We start from the raw sequence: 17891 nt of genomic DNA on the forward strand, positions 1-17891 counted from the left end.
CAACACATCTGACTGAAAGTAAAAGACTCTCTAGGGTGAGGGAAGCGAGGCGACTCTCAACCCTTACCTGCTTAATTTTTGAAGTAATTCATCTTTGATCCGATTAAGAATTGAAGTTTCGTCAAGGGTTGACAAAATCCGATTAATGACAGCTTTAGGCCCATCTGGCCCCCATGTTGCCCCATTCACTAAATACACTTTGGTAACTTGTCCAATACCATAGGAAGAGACACCTGCTACCCCAGCTTGGGTAAGAGCTACCGAGATATAGGGGCCAAGGGCAATACCGCCTGTGGCTGATGCAGAGATACCTAATAAAGTTTTTAGCCCACTTAAGCCTAAGTTTGCCAATAATTCACTGACACCGATACCACCCATACTGATAGCGATTTTTTGCAGTAATTGCACAGCACCGGCTTCGGTCATGGGGATGCCATAAAGTTTAGACAAACCTAAAATTAGAGCAATATCGATAACTATACTACTCAGTACGTCTACTACTGTAACTGGATTGAGAGCGATCGCCACAGCTTTAGTCATGACAGCCTTCCAAATCAACTGATTGGCGTTCTGTTCCCGAATCATCAACTTACGCTGCACCAATTGCTCATTCACTGTGTCGGCATACAGCATAGTGTTCAACGCCACTAAAGCTTTACCTTCACGTTGCAAAATCTCTAAAATTTTCAGCTTCAACTCTTCAACCTGAGCCGCACCTGCACGCAATTGTACACCCCTACTCCCATCAGCACGATATACCGCCGTTTTAACTAGTGGAGATGCTGCGGACATGACAATTTCCAAGGGGGTGAGTAATTCCCGTACCCGTTCATCCCGGATTTTCTGGTAGATTGTCAGGCGATCGGTTTCTGGATATTGGTCTACTTTATTAAATACCAAGATGATGGGTTTACCTGCTTCCCGCAATTGAGATAAAGCTTCATGCTCAACCTTGGTCATATCACCCGCAATCACAAACAGAATCAAATCCGCCTGTTTAGCTATTTTTTCTGCTAAAACTGTACGAGTCTCCCCATCGATTTCGTCTAAACCTGGGGTGTCAATTAATTCTACCTGGGATTTACCAACACCAGGTAAAGTTACCCTTAAAGCCCGTTCTGTTGCTCCAATGGCTTCTTCGCTAATACTCCAATTCACACTTTGAGCCGCACGGGTGACACCATGCAAAGGGCCAGTTTCAAACACCGATTGACCCACCAAAGCATTTAACAAGGAAGATTTACCCCGTCCCACCATGCCAAAAGCGGCAATCTGGACTACCATACTGTCTAATTTACCCAGCATAGTTTCCAAATCAGCGATTTCTGACTCTAAACCCGCTTTTTCTTGGGGTCTAAGGTCAAGACTAGCTACTAAGTTACGTAGTGCCGTTTGCGCTTGCTTATAGTTCAGTTCCGCTTGAATGTCTTCAAAGCTAAAAATGGCACTATCTAGTTCTTCCTCCCAGTTGGGTGAGTCGCTTTGATGCGGTTCGGGCAATATGGAATTCACGTCGCTGTACTCCAAATTCACAATTAACAATCACCTTTCCCTTTGATCCTAGTTTAAGAAGACAGCGCAATGATATTAACCGAACCGTACCTAGCTAACTTGGCAAAGTATCCTTTAAAGTAGAGAATAAGATAACGTCGCCCTTAATATTTTCTTTGTGAATAACGTCCGTACTGTCTCTGATACAAAGCGAACTTTCTACTCTCTGCATACCCGACCGATTAACACAATTTATCGTCGAGTGGTAGAGGAATTAATGGTAGAAATGCACCTACTGTTAGTAAATGTAGATTTTAGCTACAATCCTATTTATGCCTTGGGCGTTGTCACTACCTTTGACCGCTTCATGGAAGGCTATACACCCGAACGGGATAAAGAATCGATTTTTAATGCTATATGTCAGGCTGTAGAGCAAGACCCACAACACTATAAGCAGGAAGCTGAAAAGTTAAAAGCTATAGTCCAAAACTTATCAGCTAATGATTTAGTGGCGTGGCTTAATCAAACTAATCATTTACAGCAAGACGCTGACTTGCAAGCACAACTGCAAGCGATCGCGAACAATTCTAACTTTAAATACAGTCGGTTATTTGCGATCGGTTTGTTTTCTTTGCTGGAAATTTCAGATCCTGAACTAGTTAAAGACGAAAAGAAACGGAATGAAGCACTTAAAACAATTGCTGAAGGCTTACATCTGTCCGATGAAAAACTAAGTAAGGATTTAGACTTATACCGTTCTAACTTAGACAAGATGACACAAGCACTGATTGTGATGGCTGATATGCTATCAGCCGATCGCAAAAAGCGTGAACAACGTCAACAACAATTGAGTACCCCAGTAACTCCCCCAACTTCTAATGAGTAGTCAATAGTCAATAGTCATTAGTCACTTTCATTGGTCATTAGTTAAACACCTTTAGTGTGATCAACTTTTGACTATGGACTGTGAACTATAGACTTTTGACTACAACTTTAGATTCTAGATTTTAGACTAAATTTCCCAAGCTGAGATCGTTCTTTCAAAATCCCCAATTGGTTGACTGTTTTTTCTAGAAAATACCTAATAACTTGTAAATAAAGCTGTTGATGAGAGTCAGGGCAAATGCACCTAATACAGCACTCCAAATACCGAAGCGCAGGCGAAAACCCTCTACTAACCAAGCAGCAATACTAAAACAAATCACGGCAATCATAAATGTGAAAACACCCGATAAAAAGTTAAACGTGAGTATATCGGGTACAACAAATATCAAGCGTAAAATTGGTCTGACTATTGCCGTGACAATACCTAAAATAGCTGCGGAAATAACCGCTTTTTGTGGAGTGTCAACTTCAACACCTAAAGGCAACTTACTGATAATTAACAAGCTGATAGATGTGACTACCCAAACAATTAACAGTGTCACAATTTGATTCATTGCCGTCAACCCCTGAAACGTAAATGGTGCTTGGCGATAAATTATTTAGTCTATTTAGTCTATCGATAGAGAAAGTTCACATCGGCAGATTATTTGTAAGTTACCAGACTTTTTTCTCTATTCAGAATTTATTTCGGATATCTTTAGGTTTCGGGGAATTAGGCATTGGAGACAAATCAAGCCAAAATTTAATCACTGTACAAGAACCCCACCCCCAACCCCCTCCCCGCAAGCAAGGAGGGGGCTATTATATACCTTATGTGATTAAGAAACGCTATATTTACCTTGTCACCTATCACCTGTCACCTGTCACCTGTCACCTATCACCTATCACCTATCACCTATCACCTGTCACCTATCACCTGTCACCTGTCACCTGTCACCTGTCACCTGTCACCTGTCACTTGTCACCTATTCCCTAATTAGCATTCTCAGGTGTTGCAGCAGGCACTTGAGGTGCTGGTACATTGGGAACTACTGGTGAAATATCTTGCCCCGTGGGTGGTTGATTGGGGTTTGTTGGTATAGAAAATTGATTAGGGCTTGTCGGTAAGTTGGGGTTAGTTTCTGGGATTGGTACTGTACCAGGGGCAACTGGGAAATTAGGATTTGTAGGGAAATAAGGTGGAATGGTGCTAGGTGGGGATGAATTAGGTATAATCCCCAAGGATACGCGATCGCCTCCCACTTGTCGTAACACATCTAATGTTTCAATGACATCATTGTAAGTTGCTGTGCGTGAAGCATTCAAAATCAAAACACCGTTAGGGTTAGCTTGCAAAAACTCCCTTAACTTTTGTTCTAATTCTGCTCTTTGTACTATTTGTTGTTCTATATAAATATTCCCGATAGCATCAATCGTCACAATTTGGCTACCACCTGCTGAATTTATCCCAGTAGCCGTAGCTGTGCTGGCTTGCGGTAACTCAACATTTATCGCCTGTTGTCTGGTAAATTGCAAAGCTGCTAATAGAAAAAATGTCAAGATGCAAAAAATAACATCAATTAAGGGAATAATCTGAACTTGAGCTTCTTCAATTTGAGTATGTAGATTAACTTTCATATTTTTTATGTTGGGGATTGGGGAAACAAGGGACACAAGGAAGTAAAAAGGTAAAAGAAAAGAATCTTCTTACTTTTGACTTTTTCTTGCCCTATGCCCTTTACATCATTCAACTTTGATTTGGTGGTTCTGGTGGTTGAGGAAACCTGCTGGTACTTGGTTTATTGGGTGGAGTGAAACTATCTCGTGAAGTTTCTGAGACAAGTGCTGAGGTCTTGTTGCTAAAATGCGATGGAAACTGGCGGTAGAATAATTCCAATTCATTCCCCGCTTTACGAAAAACCTTGACTTGATTGACTACAAAACTTTGAAATAATCTGTAAAATACCAAACTAACGATCGCTACAATTAGACCTGCTGCTGTACTAATTAAGGATTGGCCAATACCTCTAGTAGCTGTTGCACCGCCCCCTGCGGCAATATCGCCGATGTTAATTGACTTCAAAGAATCGATTAAACCCAAAACTGTACCCAATAGTCCCAACAGAGGCGCAAGGGCAATCACAGCTTCTAAAAGCTTTTCACCACGCCGCATCCCTGCTATTTCATCTTCTGCGCTAGATTCTAGTGCTAGGCGAAAGGTTTCTGTATCACTTTTTTGTAAATTTAAGGGAGCATAGAGAAAACGCCCGATGGGTTGGTCTGTTGCCCTTTGAGCAATATCCGCCGCTACTTCCCAATTATCTTGGGCTGCATCCAGTACACGCTCAACTATTTCCTTTTCTTGCGTCAAAATTCGCGCCCAGAACCAAAGCCTTTCAAAAATCACACTCAAAGCTAAAATCGACAGAGCCAGTAAAGGCCACATGGCTGGCCCGCCTTCTTGAAACAAATTTAAAATATCCACTGTTTAAATTTCCTCCCTCCATTCCTGAAACAACTATTCCAAAGCATTTTAATTTTAGAGATTAATGCACAATTACTATACTTTTGTACAGAATCGCCGGGTACGTATTTGGCAAGATAACGATTAGCATATTCCCAACTCAACTAGGACGGTTATTCCCACCGGGAGTTTATAGCATAATTTGTCAAAATTAAAGTTAACTGGAGGGCTAAACCATGAACTTCTCAATCCAATCTCTGTATAATTGGTATCGCGGTTTGCTACGTAACCCTAAATACCGTTGGTGGGTAATTTTAGGTACGATTGTTTATATTCTCAGCCCCATCGATATTGCACCGGATTTCTTGCCAGTTATTGGTCAACTGGATGATGTTTTGGTTTTGACTATACTAGTTACTGAGGTATCTGGGCTAGTGATTGACGGTTGGAAAGCTCGTAAGGGTGAAACGAATACTTCCACAGATTCTAACCCAACTGACAACACCGTTGATGTTGATGCTGTGTCTATTAAGTAAATCTAAATACGAAGCTGAATTTAACCCCTACTTTGGTTATGCGAATCGCATCTGTAATTCCCAAAGTAGGGGATATTTTTATTTTGAATTTTGTAGGCGCAAGCCTTGCCGTTCGCGTAGCGTCTCCTACAGGAGAAGGCTATTTTGAATTTTGAATTGCTCCCCTGCCTCTTCGTCAGGGTATCAAAAAGCACACAATTGACATGGGGTAGCAATACACGCTACATGATGATTCAACAAGTTAAAGTTTTTTAGATGAAAAATTTGATTAATTACCAGTTGCATCAGCATGGGGAGAGGTGATCATGGATGTTAGTTTAATTGTTTCCAACATCCTGAATCCGCCAGTCTTATTTTTCTTTCTGGGGATGATTGCTGTTTTTGTCAAGTCCGATTTAGAAATTCCAGCACCAGTACCCAAGCTTTTTTCGCTGTATTTGCTGCTGGCGATCGGTTTTAAAGGGGGAGTAGAACTAATCAAAAGTGGCATCACTCAGGAAGTAGTTTTAACGCTAGTTGCAGCGATTTTGATGGCTTGTTTTGTGCCAGTTTACTCCTTTTTTATTCTCAAGTTGAGGCTAGATACTTATGATGCGGCTGCGATCGCAGCAACCTATGGTTCTATTAGTGCTGTCACTTTCATTACTGCTAGTGCCTTCTTAAGTGAGCTAGGCATTAATTATGATGGCTACATGGTTGCAGCTCTAGCCCTCATGGAGTCTCCAGCGATTATTGTTGGTCTCCTGCTGGTAAATATATTTACCGCCGATGGGAAGCAGGATTTTTCTTGGAAGGAAGTTTTACAAGAGGCGTTTCTTAATAGTTCAGTTTTTCTCTTAGTCGGTAGTCTCCTGATTGGTGTCTTAACTGGAGAACATGGTTGGCACGTATTAGAACCCTTTACTCAAGGCTTGTTTTATGGTGTTCTCACCTTCTTTTTGCTCGACATGGGAATAGTCGCGGCTAAAAGAATTAAAGACTTGCAAAAAACTGGATTTTTTCTGATTTCATTTGCCATACTAATTCCAATACTCAATGCCAGCATTGGCTTGCTGATTGCGAAAATCATCGGGATGTCCCAAGGTGATGCACTCTTGTTTGCTGTGTTATGTGCTAGTGCCTCTTATATTGCCGTCCCAGCTGCCATGCGGATGACTGTTCCAGAAGCGAACCCTAGCCTGTACGTTTCTACCGCTCTGGCAGTAACATTCCCCTTCAATATTATTGTGGGAATTCCGTTATATTTCTACGCAATCAACCTGTTCTGGAGGTAATAATATGCACATAGTCAAAAAAATAGAAATTATTGCCAACTCCTTTGAGCTAGGCAAAATTTTAGATAGTTTAGATAAGTCTGGTGTACATGGTCACATTGTAATTCGTAATGTTGAGGGGAAAGGATTACGAGGTACAACAGAGGATTTAGACATGACAATGCTTGATAACGTCTATATCATCGCCTTTTGTACCCCAGAGCTAATCAAGCCTGCGATCGAAAATCTTAGACCACTACTCAATAAATTTGGGGGTACTTGTTACGTCTCAGATGTGATGGAAATTCGCTCTGTTAAATGTGTGGCTTCGCTATAAGTTCAAAATGAGGCAGCTAATAGACATCTCCAGAAATTAAAGATGCGTTTTCCAGAAACCTTGTAGAGACGTTCCATGGAACGTCTCTACATTCTTTTTTGGAGATGTCTAATGAGTGAGATTCTCTTCTGCTACCTCTGATGCTTCTAACTATTCAAAGCTTTAATAAACCGTTGTAAACTCTTAAATACACTAGGCTTTTTCCCTGGTGCAGCAGTGCTATCTGTAGATGTTTGCGGTTGTCCTTTGGCGACAATTAAATCTATTTCATCACCGGATGGCTTGTTTGGTAATTCGGCAATTTTTGACCATGTGCTGCTATTTTCTACCCAAATTTCCCACAGTCCAGGGTAGCAACGGAATACAGCAGTTTCATCATCTACGGGACGCAGGTAATAGCAAGATTCAATGGTGCTGATGAAACGTTTGCGGGTTTGTCTAGCGGCGTAACCAATCCCTACAACCCCGGAATCCTCTAGGCGGGGGTTTAACATCACGAAGGGGCGATCGCTAATTATTTCACAAATTTTTTCCAGTTGCGGCACTTCTATAGATGTAGGGGCGATAAATAAGAAAATCTCATCCTCTGGCTGAATTTTGGACTCGATGGAAGCAACCCTACCTGTACCAATATCCAAAATTTTAAACGGAGTATCTGCCCAATCACGCCGGGCTAAACCCGCCGCACCAGCATCAGCAAAAAAGATTTTCAAGCGAGATTCATATTCTGTAAAGACAGGTAAAAATTGTTCTGCGACGGGCATAAACTTGAGTTCTGGAAACAGTAACTCTACTTGGATGCGGCTATAACCGTCTGCTAAAGCGGCTTTGGTAGCTTCACGCGCTTGGGCGATCGCATCTTCTAAAGTATTTGGCAATTCCGGCATAATCTGTATATGGCTATTTCGTATGTACTCCTATTGTTTCAGGATTGGCTGTGATTTTCACCCCTCAATTCCAGAGAGAATTATATTCGGGTTCTCAAAAACTGGTATCTCGGTGTTGGGTTTCCTTACGTCAAACGCCATTCGCCCCAAGCTGGGAGACATCTCCAAGGCGGTGGCTTCCCAACCTACGGATCAGGTGAGAAATCCGGGATAACTGATAACTGATTTAAGTTGAGGATAAGGAAAACGTAGTGAAGTTTTATCTTGTGTGAAAGCGTACTTGTAATCATGTAGTATTTTAATTTAAGTACCTATGTAAACCGAACTATACAGCTAAAAAAATCCGAATGTATCCCAACTCACAAAATCCTTTCGTCGTCGGAACTCCTGTTGCGCCTGAAAAATTTATAGGTAGAAGGTCACTCATCCAAACAGCCTTCGATCAAATTAATAATCGCAGTCACTTAGCAGTATGGGGTGGACTGGGAACAGGGAAAACCTCTTTGCTAGCAAAAATAGCTTCTCCTGACACTTGGAGACAGAATGGACAAGATCCATCTTCAGCAGTCATAGTTCGCTTTAGTTGTGAAGCAATAGAGCCTTATTTTACTCCCACTGGTTTCTGGACAAAAACACTTAGCTTAATTAAAGATCATCTGCAAACTGAGCCAGAAATACAGGAGCAGATTAACACTTTGTTAGAGGAAGATAGAGCATCCAGAGATAGCCTACGTCAAATATTAGGGGAACTGGGCAAAAAACAGAAGTTATTGGTATTGCTCATAGATGACTACGATATAGCTCTTGATCAACATCAGGAATACTCTGATGAAAATATGCAAAAGTTCTTGGGTGAATGTCGAAATTTGGCGGTTCATTCGGAAGGAAAGCGCAATCTCTCTATTATTGTCACTTCTAAAAAACGCCTAAATGACCTCAGTCCCCGTCTCAATCCCAATCAATCACCGTGGTATAACCATTATTTATTCCGACAAATAAAACCATTTGACAATACAGAAATTGAAGAACTACTCAAGCCATTTAATAAACCTATTACACCAGAATTACGGCAAGCATTAGGAGAAATTGCTGGGGGACATCCTACCCTCCTACAAAATGCTGGGTTTTCGTTATATCAAGAGTTGAAGAATAATAATGAGCCGCAAAAAGAAGAATTTATCAAGGAGTTTGAACAGAATACTCAACCATTTTTTGATAGTCTTTGGCAAAGATGTAATAACAAAGAACAAAATTTATTGATGCTGATGGCACTATCAAAATTAAGAGGTCATTTGCATTCAAAAAGACGATATGATTTAAAAGATGTTGACTTGATTTTGACTCAAAACGATAGGATTTTAACTTCCCTAGAGGAACAAGGTGTCATTAAACGTGTAGTCGCTAATGGCAACAACACTTCTAATTTTACTTCCTCATTAATGGAGAAATGGGTACTTCAAGAAATTTGGAATTCTAATGAAGATTCATTAAAACAAAGACAGAAGGAGTTTCTAAACCTCATGAGTCACCAGCAATCTGAAAATATGAAGAATGCTATTGTTTGGATAGGTAAAAATAAAAATGATGTCATGGCATCTCTGCAATTTGCTGGCAATATAGTTCAAAAAATAATGCAGTTTCTGGCAATTTAAATAATCCCAATAAACAAAATATCATGGCTAATAATCCTTACATATTTGGGATTCCTGTGGAAACCTCAGATAGTTTCTTTGGCAGAGAATCTCTTTTAAACAATATAAAAGATAGTTTAGTACAAAATACAAAATTTATTGTATTGCATGGACAAAGACGTATAGGTAAATCATCGGTATTAAAAATAATTCCTCTGGTAGTATCTCCAGATGAATTTTTATTTGTATATTGTGATTTGCAAGCTCACGGGCATTCTAATTTAAATGAAATTTTCTATGCGATATTTTGTGAAATATTCCATGAAATTGGACTAGATAGTAATCAATTAGATGATTTATTAAATACAGATTCAGAAAATATTCTGAAACATATCCGGCGTTTATTAGCTCTAGAAGTTTATCATTTGGTAGGACAAAAAAAATTAGTATTACTGTTAGATGAATTTGATGTTGTGACCTATGATGACACGAAACAAGCAGTCAAATTATTACAACTTTTAGAAAATTTAGTCAAACGAGAAGATGAATTATTTGTAGTTGCAGTAGTTGGTAGATATCTCAATTCTATGCCTAGTTTATTGCAAGTATTTAAAAATGCAGCCTCTCAAGAAATTGGTTTATTGGATAGTAACAGTGCTGAACAGTTGATTCGTAAACCAGCTAGTAATATTTTGGAATACCCACAAAAAACTATAGCAGAGATTTGCAAACTTTCATCAGGACATCCTTTTTATACACAGGCTTTATGTTATGCAATTTTTCAAATAGCTACAAGTTCTAAAAATGAGACTAATAAAATTTCTAATATTTTAACTGATGATGTAATTGAGGCTTTACCTCAAGCAATTGAAAGTGCTGAAGGGGGATTAGGTGGTTTTTGGGAAGGTTTGAATATTCACGAAAGGGTGGTGATGGCAACTGTTGCTGAGGCTCAAGAGTCTAACAATACAAATATCACCAACGATCCATTAAAACTACTGGAAGACTATGGGTTAGTGATCACAGATGATTTAGAAGAAGCCATCAAAACACTAACTAATAAGGGTTTTTTAGATAGTAACCCGATTAAAGTCAAAGTAGAAATAGTAAGACTTTGGCTAAGGAAACGTCACCCCTTATGGGATGAGGTTAGGAATTTAGAAGAAATAGGAGCAGATAATATTGAATCAGTTCTGAGTGTGGCTCGTAGTTTGTCAGAACAAAAGGGTAAACAAACGAATGCTTTAATTTTATATGAACAAGTTTTGCACCTAAATCCCAATCATTTTAGTAATGTAGTGGAGTTAGCAGAAAAATACTTGGAAGTAAAAGAATTTGAGCAAGCTTTAAAACTTTATGAGCGAGCTTACAAAGTAGATAGATTTAGCTATGAACAAGCACTTATCCAGGCTTTAGAAGAATATGGACATTGGTTGATAACTCAAGATAATTTTACGATTGCAAAGCAGCAGTACGAGAAAATTTTACAGATTGAGCCTGATAATAGTTTAGCTAAACAAAAATTAGTAGAAATTAAAGCCTTCCAATCGAAAAATAAAAATACAAGTGTTAATTTTAGACGTTTTGTAGTATCACCGATAGCGTTGACAATTTTAGGATTGATTAGTGGTACTGGGATTTTATTTGCTGGTTTTCGGGTGTTTAATATTTGCTTACCAATTATCTGTGTACCTCCGAATACTATACAACAGAGCAATAATATAGAAAATAGCATTAGTAGTGGCGATCGCACTTTATTCCGTCAGATACTAAACCCGGCTCGTGACAGAGGAATTAAAAGTTTTCATGAAGGTAATTACTCCAAAGCGGAGGAAGAGTTTAAAGATGCTTTCAATAATACTACACCTAAAGACCCGGAAGTGTTAATTTACCAAAACAACGCTCTGGCTCGTCAAAGGGGTAATCCTTTAACTTTAGCCGCAGTAGTACCGACTACAGGTAAAACTGACCTGTCTCAAGAAATGTTACGGGGTATTGCACAGGCGCAAGATCAGTTTAATCAACGGGGATTAAAAGGTCGATTCTTAGAGATTGTGATTGCTGATGATGCAGGACAAAAAGAGCAGGGAGCAAAAGTTGCAGAGAAACTTGTTACAGATGAATCCCTCTTAGGCGTTATCGGACATCTGTCTAGTGGAGTCACAGCTACAACCTTACCGATATACGAAAAAGCTAATTTACCGATCATCTCACCTACTAGCACTAGTACAGAGTTAAGAAGCTCTGTATTTTTCAGAACAGTACCTTCAGATAAAGCAACTGGTGAAAAGCTTGCTACATATGCTTTCAGAAATAATTTAAGAAAAGTATTAATCGTCTGGAATCCTGGTGATGGATACAGTAGAAGTATTAAATCAGCATTTAGTGAAGAATTTAGAGTCCAGTTTGCCAAAAAACAGATTGATGTAGATTCTCCTGCTGAGATTAAATTAGCTACCCCAGATAAAATGATGGAAGACTTAGCAAGTATAACTTCGGATGAATCGCCATTACAAGCGATAGTATTTTTCCCCGATACCAATAATCGTCCGAATGCTATGGAGTTTGCGAAGATGATTCAACAAGATCAGAATCTTCAAGGAGTGCAACTATTGGGAGGTGATTCTCTTTATACACGAGAAGCTCTTTCTATAGAAGGATTAGTTTTAGCTGTGCCTTGGTTTCGGAATACAAAGTCATCAAATAACTTTGCATACATAGCTGATACACAATGGAGGGGTAAGGTGAGTTGGCGTACAGCAACTAGCTTTGATGCTACCCAGGCTTTTATTAATTCTTTAAGAATATCTACTACTATCTCTAAATACACAGTCTTAGAAAACTTAAAAAATGTCAATCTTTCACTTAGAGAAACATCTGGAGAACCTCTTACATTTAACAAAAGTAGTAGAGAAGTTCAGCGAGAAGCTATTCTATTGCAGGTTAAAAAAGAAACGTTTGATGTTATACAGTAATCAAAACGGGGAAAACTTAACATGAGCATTGTCAGCTGGTTAACCATAAATGATCAATAATAAAGCTTATAGCAAAAAATGGAGTCAAGACTTCCCTTTTCTTTGCTGTGCTATGAGGGCGTATGGGTAACTGCTGCATAATGAACCACTGCTTAGTAAACCTATCGCAAATAATTATTTATTTATGATATCTCTAAAGTCTCAGAGAAATCCTTATATAATCGGTCGTCCCATCAATGAACCAGAACTGTTTTGTGGGAGACAGAAGCAATTGTCGTTTGTTGAGGAAAATCTGAGGCGAGGCGAAAAAGTAATAGTGCTGCATGGAGAAAGACGAATTGGTAAGTCATCTCTGTTGCAAAATATCCCTAAATTCGTAAAATTAGACAAATTTAAGTTTGTTAGCTTTGATTTAGAGTATCATAGCCAAGAAACACTAGAATCTCTGTTAGAGAAACTAGCAGAAGCTATTGTTGAACAGTTAAGTATAAATACTCAACAAGTTGAAATACCAAGGGCAGAAAAAATAAAAGTCCAGAAGGATATTTTCTGCAATAAATTTCTACCCCAAATTTATGCCAGATTAAAAGATACTAAATTAGTCTTGTTATTAGATGAATTTGATGCTTTAGAACCTACATATATAGGTGCAACACTCGAATCATTATTCGGGCAATTAAAAAGCGTTGTTGAAAATAATAAAAGGCTTTTCGCAGTTATCTTTGCTGGTAGAAAGTCTACAGACATAACAAATTTATTAAAAATATTTAAATCTGTACCAATTGCAGAGGTTGGTTTATTAGATGAGACAAGTGTGCAGCAGTTAATTATTGACCCCGCTTCTAACTTACTGAAATACACACCAGAGTCTATACAGGCGATTATTAAGCTATCTTCAGGACATCCCTATTTTACTCAAATTATCTGCTTTGCAATTTTTAGTAGAGCGAGAGAATTAGAAAAATGGGAAGTAAATCAAGAAGATGTAGAAGCTATTGTAGAAGCATCCGTTGAACTAGCTGAAGCTGGTTTAGCGTGGTATTGGGAGGCTTTATCTATACCAGAAAAGGTCGTATTTTCTGCTGTAGCTGAAGCCGAAAGAATAGTTAATGAAAAACACGATCAACGTCTGAGCCAAGACCCATTGATGCTACTAAAAAGTTATAATCTTTTATCTAAAAATGAATTAAAATTAGTCACTAAAGAACTAGTATCGAGAGGCTTTTTAAACGCAGAGGGTAATAAAGTAAAAATAGAATTAGTGGCGCGTTGGTTAGTGAAACGTCACCCATTATGGCAGGAAGTGAGGGAATTCGAGAAACGAGATCAACAAGAAATTAAGGAAAGTTATGAAATACTGAATCAAATACATCAAGTAAATAAAAAAGGAATTACAGCCAAGATATTTCAACATCAACAAGAAAGTAATATCTTGGAAAATCATATTTTAAATGAATCTCTTCAGAGTGTGTCTGAGGGTGTTTTCTCATTCAAAGGTAAAGATAATACAAAAGCTTTAGTAAATAAAATTTATCTGGCTACACAGGAAAATAAATTACTTATTTTAATACTCGGTTTGGGTATAGGAGCGATCGCAGCTTTTATAGCCATAATTTCCCCCATGATGAACGATCATCCCAATGACGAGCATAGCTCACCGCCGATAGAAAGCAACGGTAGTCGCTAATCTTCAAACTATGTTGTTTTCATTAACTATTATTGCCTGTCCTTGAACTACCTTTGGTAAAACAGCTAAAATGTTTGGGACTAAAGGCTTGAGATCGGCTAGACGATTCGATTTTGCTTGCAGGACTATTACCGCAATATCGAACTGTAATAGATTTTGTTGAAAAGATAAGTTGCGATCAACCGTGATGAAAATGTCAAACTCTGCTTGTGCAAGAGTAAGAAGTTGACCATTCTTAACTCCTGCCCATCCCATCTGGGAAACTGTTTTCACTTCATAGCCAACAAATTCTCTGGTAAATTTGCGGTCAATACACTCATCCACTAGCAACTTCATGCTACCATACCAAGAATTTGTTTCCCAGTTTCTTCTAAAAATGCGATAACTTGCTCTCTAGTCACAGTTGGAAATCCATCTAAAAAATCGTCAATAGATTCTCCTGCTTTGAGATAGTCTAAAAGTGTCTCCACGGGAACTCTAGTACCAGCAAAAACAGGTGTTCCGCCCATAATCTCTGGTGATGTTCTAATGATTGAGGAGTATTTAAGCATAGCTCTTTGACCTCCAGTTTCCGTACTCAATACTTTATCAATAATCTAGCTCAGATGTTAATGTATTTTATCTATCTGCCAAATCTTGATGCTTTGATCGGAACTCCCACTGGCGAGAATTTTACCATCGGGACTCAGAGCAATGGTATTAACTTTTTTGGAATGTCCAGTCAGGGTTTCTATGGCTTCACAGCTGGAAATACGCCAAATTTTGATGGTTGTATCTGTACTGCTACTAAAGAGGGTTTGTCCATCAGAACTCACGGTTAAGGATGTAATTTCGTCGGTGTGTTCTGTTAAGGTGTAAAGTAGCTTACCTGTGATTAAGTGCCAAATTTTGATGGTTGTATCTGCACTACCACTAAAAAGTAACTGTCCATCAGGACTCATAGCGATCGCTTTCACATCACCAGCATGACCGATAAGTGTGCGTAAAGGGTCGCCTGTCTGGGGATTCCACAGTCTGATTTTGGTGTCGGAACTCCCACTAGCAAGGATTTTACCATCGGGACTGATAGCTATGGCGTGAACTGCTGATGTATGCCAAAGGGTGGAAATGCGATCGCCTTTTTCTAAATTCCAGATTTTGATTTTATTGCTACCGCTTGCTAAAATCTGTCCATCTGGACTAATCACTACAACATTGACGGGTTTTTGATGTCCTAGGAGTGTATGCAGTAGTTTGCCTGTTTTTAAATCCCAGACTTTGACGTTACTTCTGGGGTGTTCGCAGCTACCCACAGCAACAAAATCACCTTTGGGACTGACGGCGACTGATGAAACTTCGCCTAAATTCCCGGCTAGAGTGCGGATGAATTTACCATTATTAATATCCCAGACATTGACATTTTGGTCTGTACACCCACTGACTAAAAATTCACCCTCTGGACTAATGGCGACAGATGTGACTTTACCGGAATGTCCTGTGAGGGTGTAACCTAGATCGGGGGCTTCTAAAGTGCGTTTGTGTTTGAGATGTGCGATCGCTGCTAATAATTTTTCCACATCTAGAACACTTTGCCTATCATTGACTGTGAGGAAATATTCCTTTAACTTCTGCACATATTCCTCATCTTCGATTTTGATGGCTGATTGCATCGCCTCTAGGGGGTTAGCCAACTCTTGGAGTGAGACTTGATGTAAATCTAACCAAGTATTTATGGAGTAGTTTACCTGTTCTTGTGACCAGGTGCGATCGGGTAAATGAGCTAAACTCTGAGCTAACTGTAAAGCTAACTCTGGTATCCAATAAAGCCGCTCTTTTTCTAAAGCTTGGTAAATTTCCTGATAGCTTGTAGCGATCGCTTGCACTGATTGTAAATCAAAAGTCTCTTTGAGTAAAGTTGATAGTAACTCTGGTAGCAAGGGAGGAACATCATGATGCACCAGATGATAGATATCTGCTACCCATGCAGCCACTAAACTATGACAGGTAATTAATACTTGAGAAAGTTGCTCAAAATCTTGATGATTAACTTGATATTTTAAGCCTAATTTACTGATATCAATTCCCTGCATTTGCCATTTTTCGGCTTTTTCTAAAATAGCTAAATTAACTACATTATCTTTGCCATATTTGTTGATTTCTTCAATATTTTCTCCCAACTCTAATAAATTATCGCGGATTTTTCGCCACTCTAAAGCCCGATTTTTAGCGGATTGCTGAATAATCTCTCTGTAAGGGATACGAGAAATAGTTTTATAGTAATAATTTGTTTGTCCTAAACCCCAATAAGCAATACGAAAATTTAAATAATCACCATCATTTTCTGTTTCTAAAATTAAAACTGGCTCTGATTTTAATGTGCCAAATAAAGCTTTGATGCTAGATTCACTATGAAACCGTTTACTATCCCAAGCACCTGCTAGAAACTCCGTTGGTCTAATGGGGTTATGTAAGGAGTAGTGGTTATTGATGAACTCCCTTAAACCTTCCGCCAACATTGTTTCTATACCAGCATTTTCTGCCTGATTCTGGTCGAATTCATCAAATTTTACTTGCGGTGGTGCTAAGAAAATCTTTAACGGTGTGCGACCATAATCTATGTGAGATTCTAATATTTGTGAAGGATATAATCTTAAAGGCCAGCTATCGAGAATTTTATTAATTTCTGGTATATTGAGAGCCGTATCTCTTGCTTGTTTAGCTACTTCTAATTGGGTTTCACGGTGATAAACTGCTAGTTGCTTTTGTAAAAGTTTTTCTTTCTCAAATCCTGTATCTCCACTTTTTTTAGGTTTGGCTGTATTAGCAATTTCAATAAATGCTTGAATTGCTTGAGGAATTGGGTATTTAGTTGTATCTAGACTTTTTTCCGTTCTCTTTTGGATGAGAGTAACAACCACAGGTGCAAACTCTATCACTAATTGAATGAGTAGCCTTAATCCTTGCTCCATAAGGAGATTCCTATTAAATCAATAACTTTAATGCTTTACTTGTAACTCCAGTATTAGCTAGCCACGGGACATAACTGATACTTTTCTTCACACTTTGTTTTATTCTGACATCTATCTAAAGATATCTCTATATATGGCCTATCCTACTACTGGACGGAATCCTTTTGCCATAAAAGTTTATTTCCCAAAAAATTAGCATCATAAAAGAAAAAAAGAGAAAGATAGAGCATTTGCTTCTTATCCTTCTCTTTTGCTAATTAAATGGTAATTTATACAGAGTTTACATGATTGACATCAAATGCAAATAGCTTGAGGAGATAAGTCTTCTCTGTGTCTTTGTGTCTCTGTGTTGAAAAAGTAATTTTTGTACCAACAAGCCACAGAGACACCAAGAAAAATTCGTATCTAGTCACGATAGATTAAAATCGGATTCCCAACTGTCCATTGACTCCCCGTACAGAATTATAACCAGCACCGATGAAGAAGCGATCGCCTGCATTTACCTGCATACCACCAGACAACGCCACGCCTTTATCTTGGGAATAGTATCCCACTCCCACATAGGGAGAAACCACTGGTAAACGCAGAAATCTCAGCACATCTACCCCTGTAGCACCATCTGCGCCTGTACCTAACTCTACACCCAAATTTAACGCTCTTGCTCCCACTGCATAAGTTGTATCCCCATCTTTAGCACCAACTGAAACCCAAGGTTGAGGGATAATTTGCGCTGCTGCGGGACTGGGAGCAAATAAAGCTAAACATCCTATTGATGTGATAATTGATTTGACGATAATTGCTCTGTTCATACTTCCTCC

The 17891-nt window shown here is 38.9% G+C and carries 17 protein-coding genes; 8 read left to right on the top strand and 9 right to left on the bottom strand.

What is annotated here, in order from left to right; all coding sequences use genetic code 11:
* Positions 1-63: 63 nt before the first annotated feature.
* Positions 64-1512, bottom strand: a complete 1449-nt coding sequence (locus L6494_RS10110) for a GTP-binding protein (RefSeq protein ID WP_237994379.1) — start codon at positions 1510-1512, stop codon at positions 64-66.
* Positions 1513-1669: 157 nt separating this feature from the next.
* Here L6494_RS10110 and psb29 point away from each other — a divergent pair, with 157 nt between their 5' ends.
* Positions 1670-2377: a photosystem II biogenesis protein Psp29 gene (psb29, locus tag L6494_RS10115; protein ID WP_237994381.1), complete on the top strand. Its 708-nt coding sequence runs from the start codon at positions 1670-1672 to the stop codon at positions 2375-2377.
* Positions 2378-2561: 184 nt separating this feature from the next.
* Here the strand turns inward: psb29 and L6494_RS10120 are convergent, their stop codons facing one another.
* The gene (locus L6494_RS10120) at positions 2562-2930 is read right to left on the bottom strand and encodes a phage holin family protein (RefSeq protein WP_237994383.1); all 369 of its coding nucleotides are present in this window, start codon (positions 2928-2930) and stop codon (positions 2562-2564) included.
* A 23-nt stretch (positions 2931-2953) separates the two neighbouring features.
* Between L6494_RS10120 and L6494_RS10125 the strand changes: the two genes are divergently transcribed.
* Positions 2954-3352, top strand: a complete 399-nt coding sequence (locus tag L6494_RS10125) for a hypothetical protein (protein ID WP_237994386.1) — start codon at positions 2954-2956, stop codon at positions 3350-3352.
* Here L6494_RS10125 and L6494_RS10130 read toward each other — a convergent pair.
* Both L6494_RS10130 and L6494_RS10135 read right to left on the bottom strand, forming a co-directional pair.
* On the bottom strand, positions 3349-3993 hold the full coding sequence (locus L6494_RS10130; RefSeq protein WP_237994389.1) for an ExbD/TolR family protein: 645 nt from the start codon (positions 3991-3993) through the stop codon (positions 3349-3351). The two genes, L6494_RS10125 and L6494_RS10130, sit on opposite strands and share 4 nt — an antisense overlap.
* Positions 3994-4102: 109 nt before the next feature.
* Positions 4103-4840, bottom strand: coding sequence for a MotA/TolQ/ExbB proton channel family protein (locus L6494_RS10135; protein WP_237994393.1), 738 nt, complete (start codon positions 4838-4840; stop codon positions 4103-4105).
* A 215-nt stretch (positions 4841-5055) separates the two neighbouring features.
* On the opposite strand from L6494_RS10135, the gene L6494_RS10140 reads away from it, so the two are divergent.
* The 3 genes from L6494_RS10140 (at position 5056) to L6494_RS10150 (ending at position 6945) form a co-directional block, all read left to right on the top strand.
* On the top strand, positions 5056-5355 hold the full coding sequence (locus tag L6494_RS10140; RefSeq protein ID WP_237994395.1) for a YkvA family protein: 300 nt from the start codon (positions 5056-5058) through the stop codon (positions 5353-5355).
* Positions 5356-5660: 305 nt separating this feature from the next.
* On the top strand, positions 5661-6629 hold the full coding sequence (locus tag L6494_RS10145) for a sodium-dependent bicarbonate transport family permease (RefSeq protein WP_237994397.1): 969 nt from the start codon (positions 5661-5663) through the stop codon (positions 6627-6629).
* A gap of 4 nt (positions 6630-6633) precedes the next feature.
* Positions 6634-6945: a P-II family nitrogen regulator gene (locus L6494_RS10150; RefSeq protein WP_237994400.1), complete on the top strand. Its 312-nt coding sequence runs from the start codon at positions 6634-6636 to the stop codon at positions 6943-6945.
* A gap of 146 nt (positions 6946-7091) precedes the next feature.
* Here the strand turns inward: L6494_RS10150 and L6494_RS10155 are convergent, their stop codons facing one another.
* Positions 7092-7832, bottom strand: a complete 741-nt coding sequence (locus tag L6494_RS10155) for a DUF1995 family protein (protein WP_237994402.1) — start codon at positions 7830-7832, stop codon at positions 7092-7094.
* Positions 7833-8179: 347 nt separating this feature from the next.
* Here L6494_RS10155 and L6494_RS10160 point away from each other — a divergent pair, with 347 nt between their 5' ends.
* The 3 genes from L6494_RS10160 to L6494_RS10170 all read left to right on the top strand — a co-directional run bounded on the left by L6494_RS10160 (position 8180) and on the right by L6494_RS10170 (position 14125).
* Positions 8180-9484 carry an AAA-like domain-containing protein gene (locus tag L6494_RS10160; RefSeq protein ID WP_237994405.1) on the top strand — a complete coding sequence of 435 codons (1305 nt, stop codon included), beginning with the start codon at positions 8180-8182 and terminating at the stop codon, positions 9482-9484.
* A 23-nt stretch (positions 9485-9507) separates the two neighbouring features.
* Complete coding sequence (locus L6494_RS10165; RefSeq protein WP_237994409.1) at positions 9508-12438, top strand: ABC transporter substrate-binding protein; 2931 nt, start codon at positions 9508-9510, stop codon at positions 12436-12438.
* 184 nt (positions 12439-12622) lie between these two features.
* Positions 12623-14125, top strand: coding sequence for an AAA-like domain-containing protein (locus L6494_RS10170; RefSeq protein WP_237994411.1), 1503 nt, complete (start codon positions 12623-12625; stop codon positions 14123-14125).
* Between the two features lie 3 nt (positions 14126-14128).
* Here L6494_RS10170 and L6494_RS10175 read toward each other — a convergent pair whose 3' ends face one another.
* The 4 genes from L6494_RS10175 to L6494_RS10190 form a co-directional block, all read right to left on the bottom strand.
* Positions 14129-14461, bottom strand: coding sequence for a DUF5615 family PIN-like protein (locus L6494_RS10175; RefSeq protein ID WP_237994414.1), 333 nt, complete (start codon positions 14459-14461; stop codon positions 14129-14131).
* Positions 14458-14676: a DUF433 domain-containing protein gene (locus L6494_RS10180; protein ID WP_237994418.1), complete on the bottom strand. Its 219-nt coding sequence runs from the start codon at positions 14674-14676 to the stop codon at positions 14458-14460. The genes L6494_RS10175 and L6494_RS10180 overlap by 4 nt, the downstream gene beginning before the upstream one ends.
* A 57-nt stretch (positions 14677-14733) precedes the next feature.
* On the bottom strand, positions 14734-17073 hold the full coding sequence (locus L6494_RS10185; RefSeq protein ID WP_237994421.1) for a WD40 repeat domain-containing protein: 2340 nt from the start codon (positions 17071-17073) through the stop codon (positions 14734-14736).
* Positions 17074-17492: 419 nt separating this feature from the next.
* Positions 17493-17882, bottom strand: coding sequence for a hypothetical protein (locus L6494_RS10190; protein ID WP_237994424.1), 390 nt, complete (start codon positions 17880-17882; stop codon positions 17493-17495).
* Positions 17883-17891: the final 9 nt, after the last annotated feature.

The sequence above is a fragment of the Nostoc sp. UHCC 0870 genome, assembly GCF_022063185.1.
GTDB lineage: Bacteria > Cyanobacteriota > Cyanobacteriia > Cyanobacteriales > Nostocaceae > Trichormus.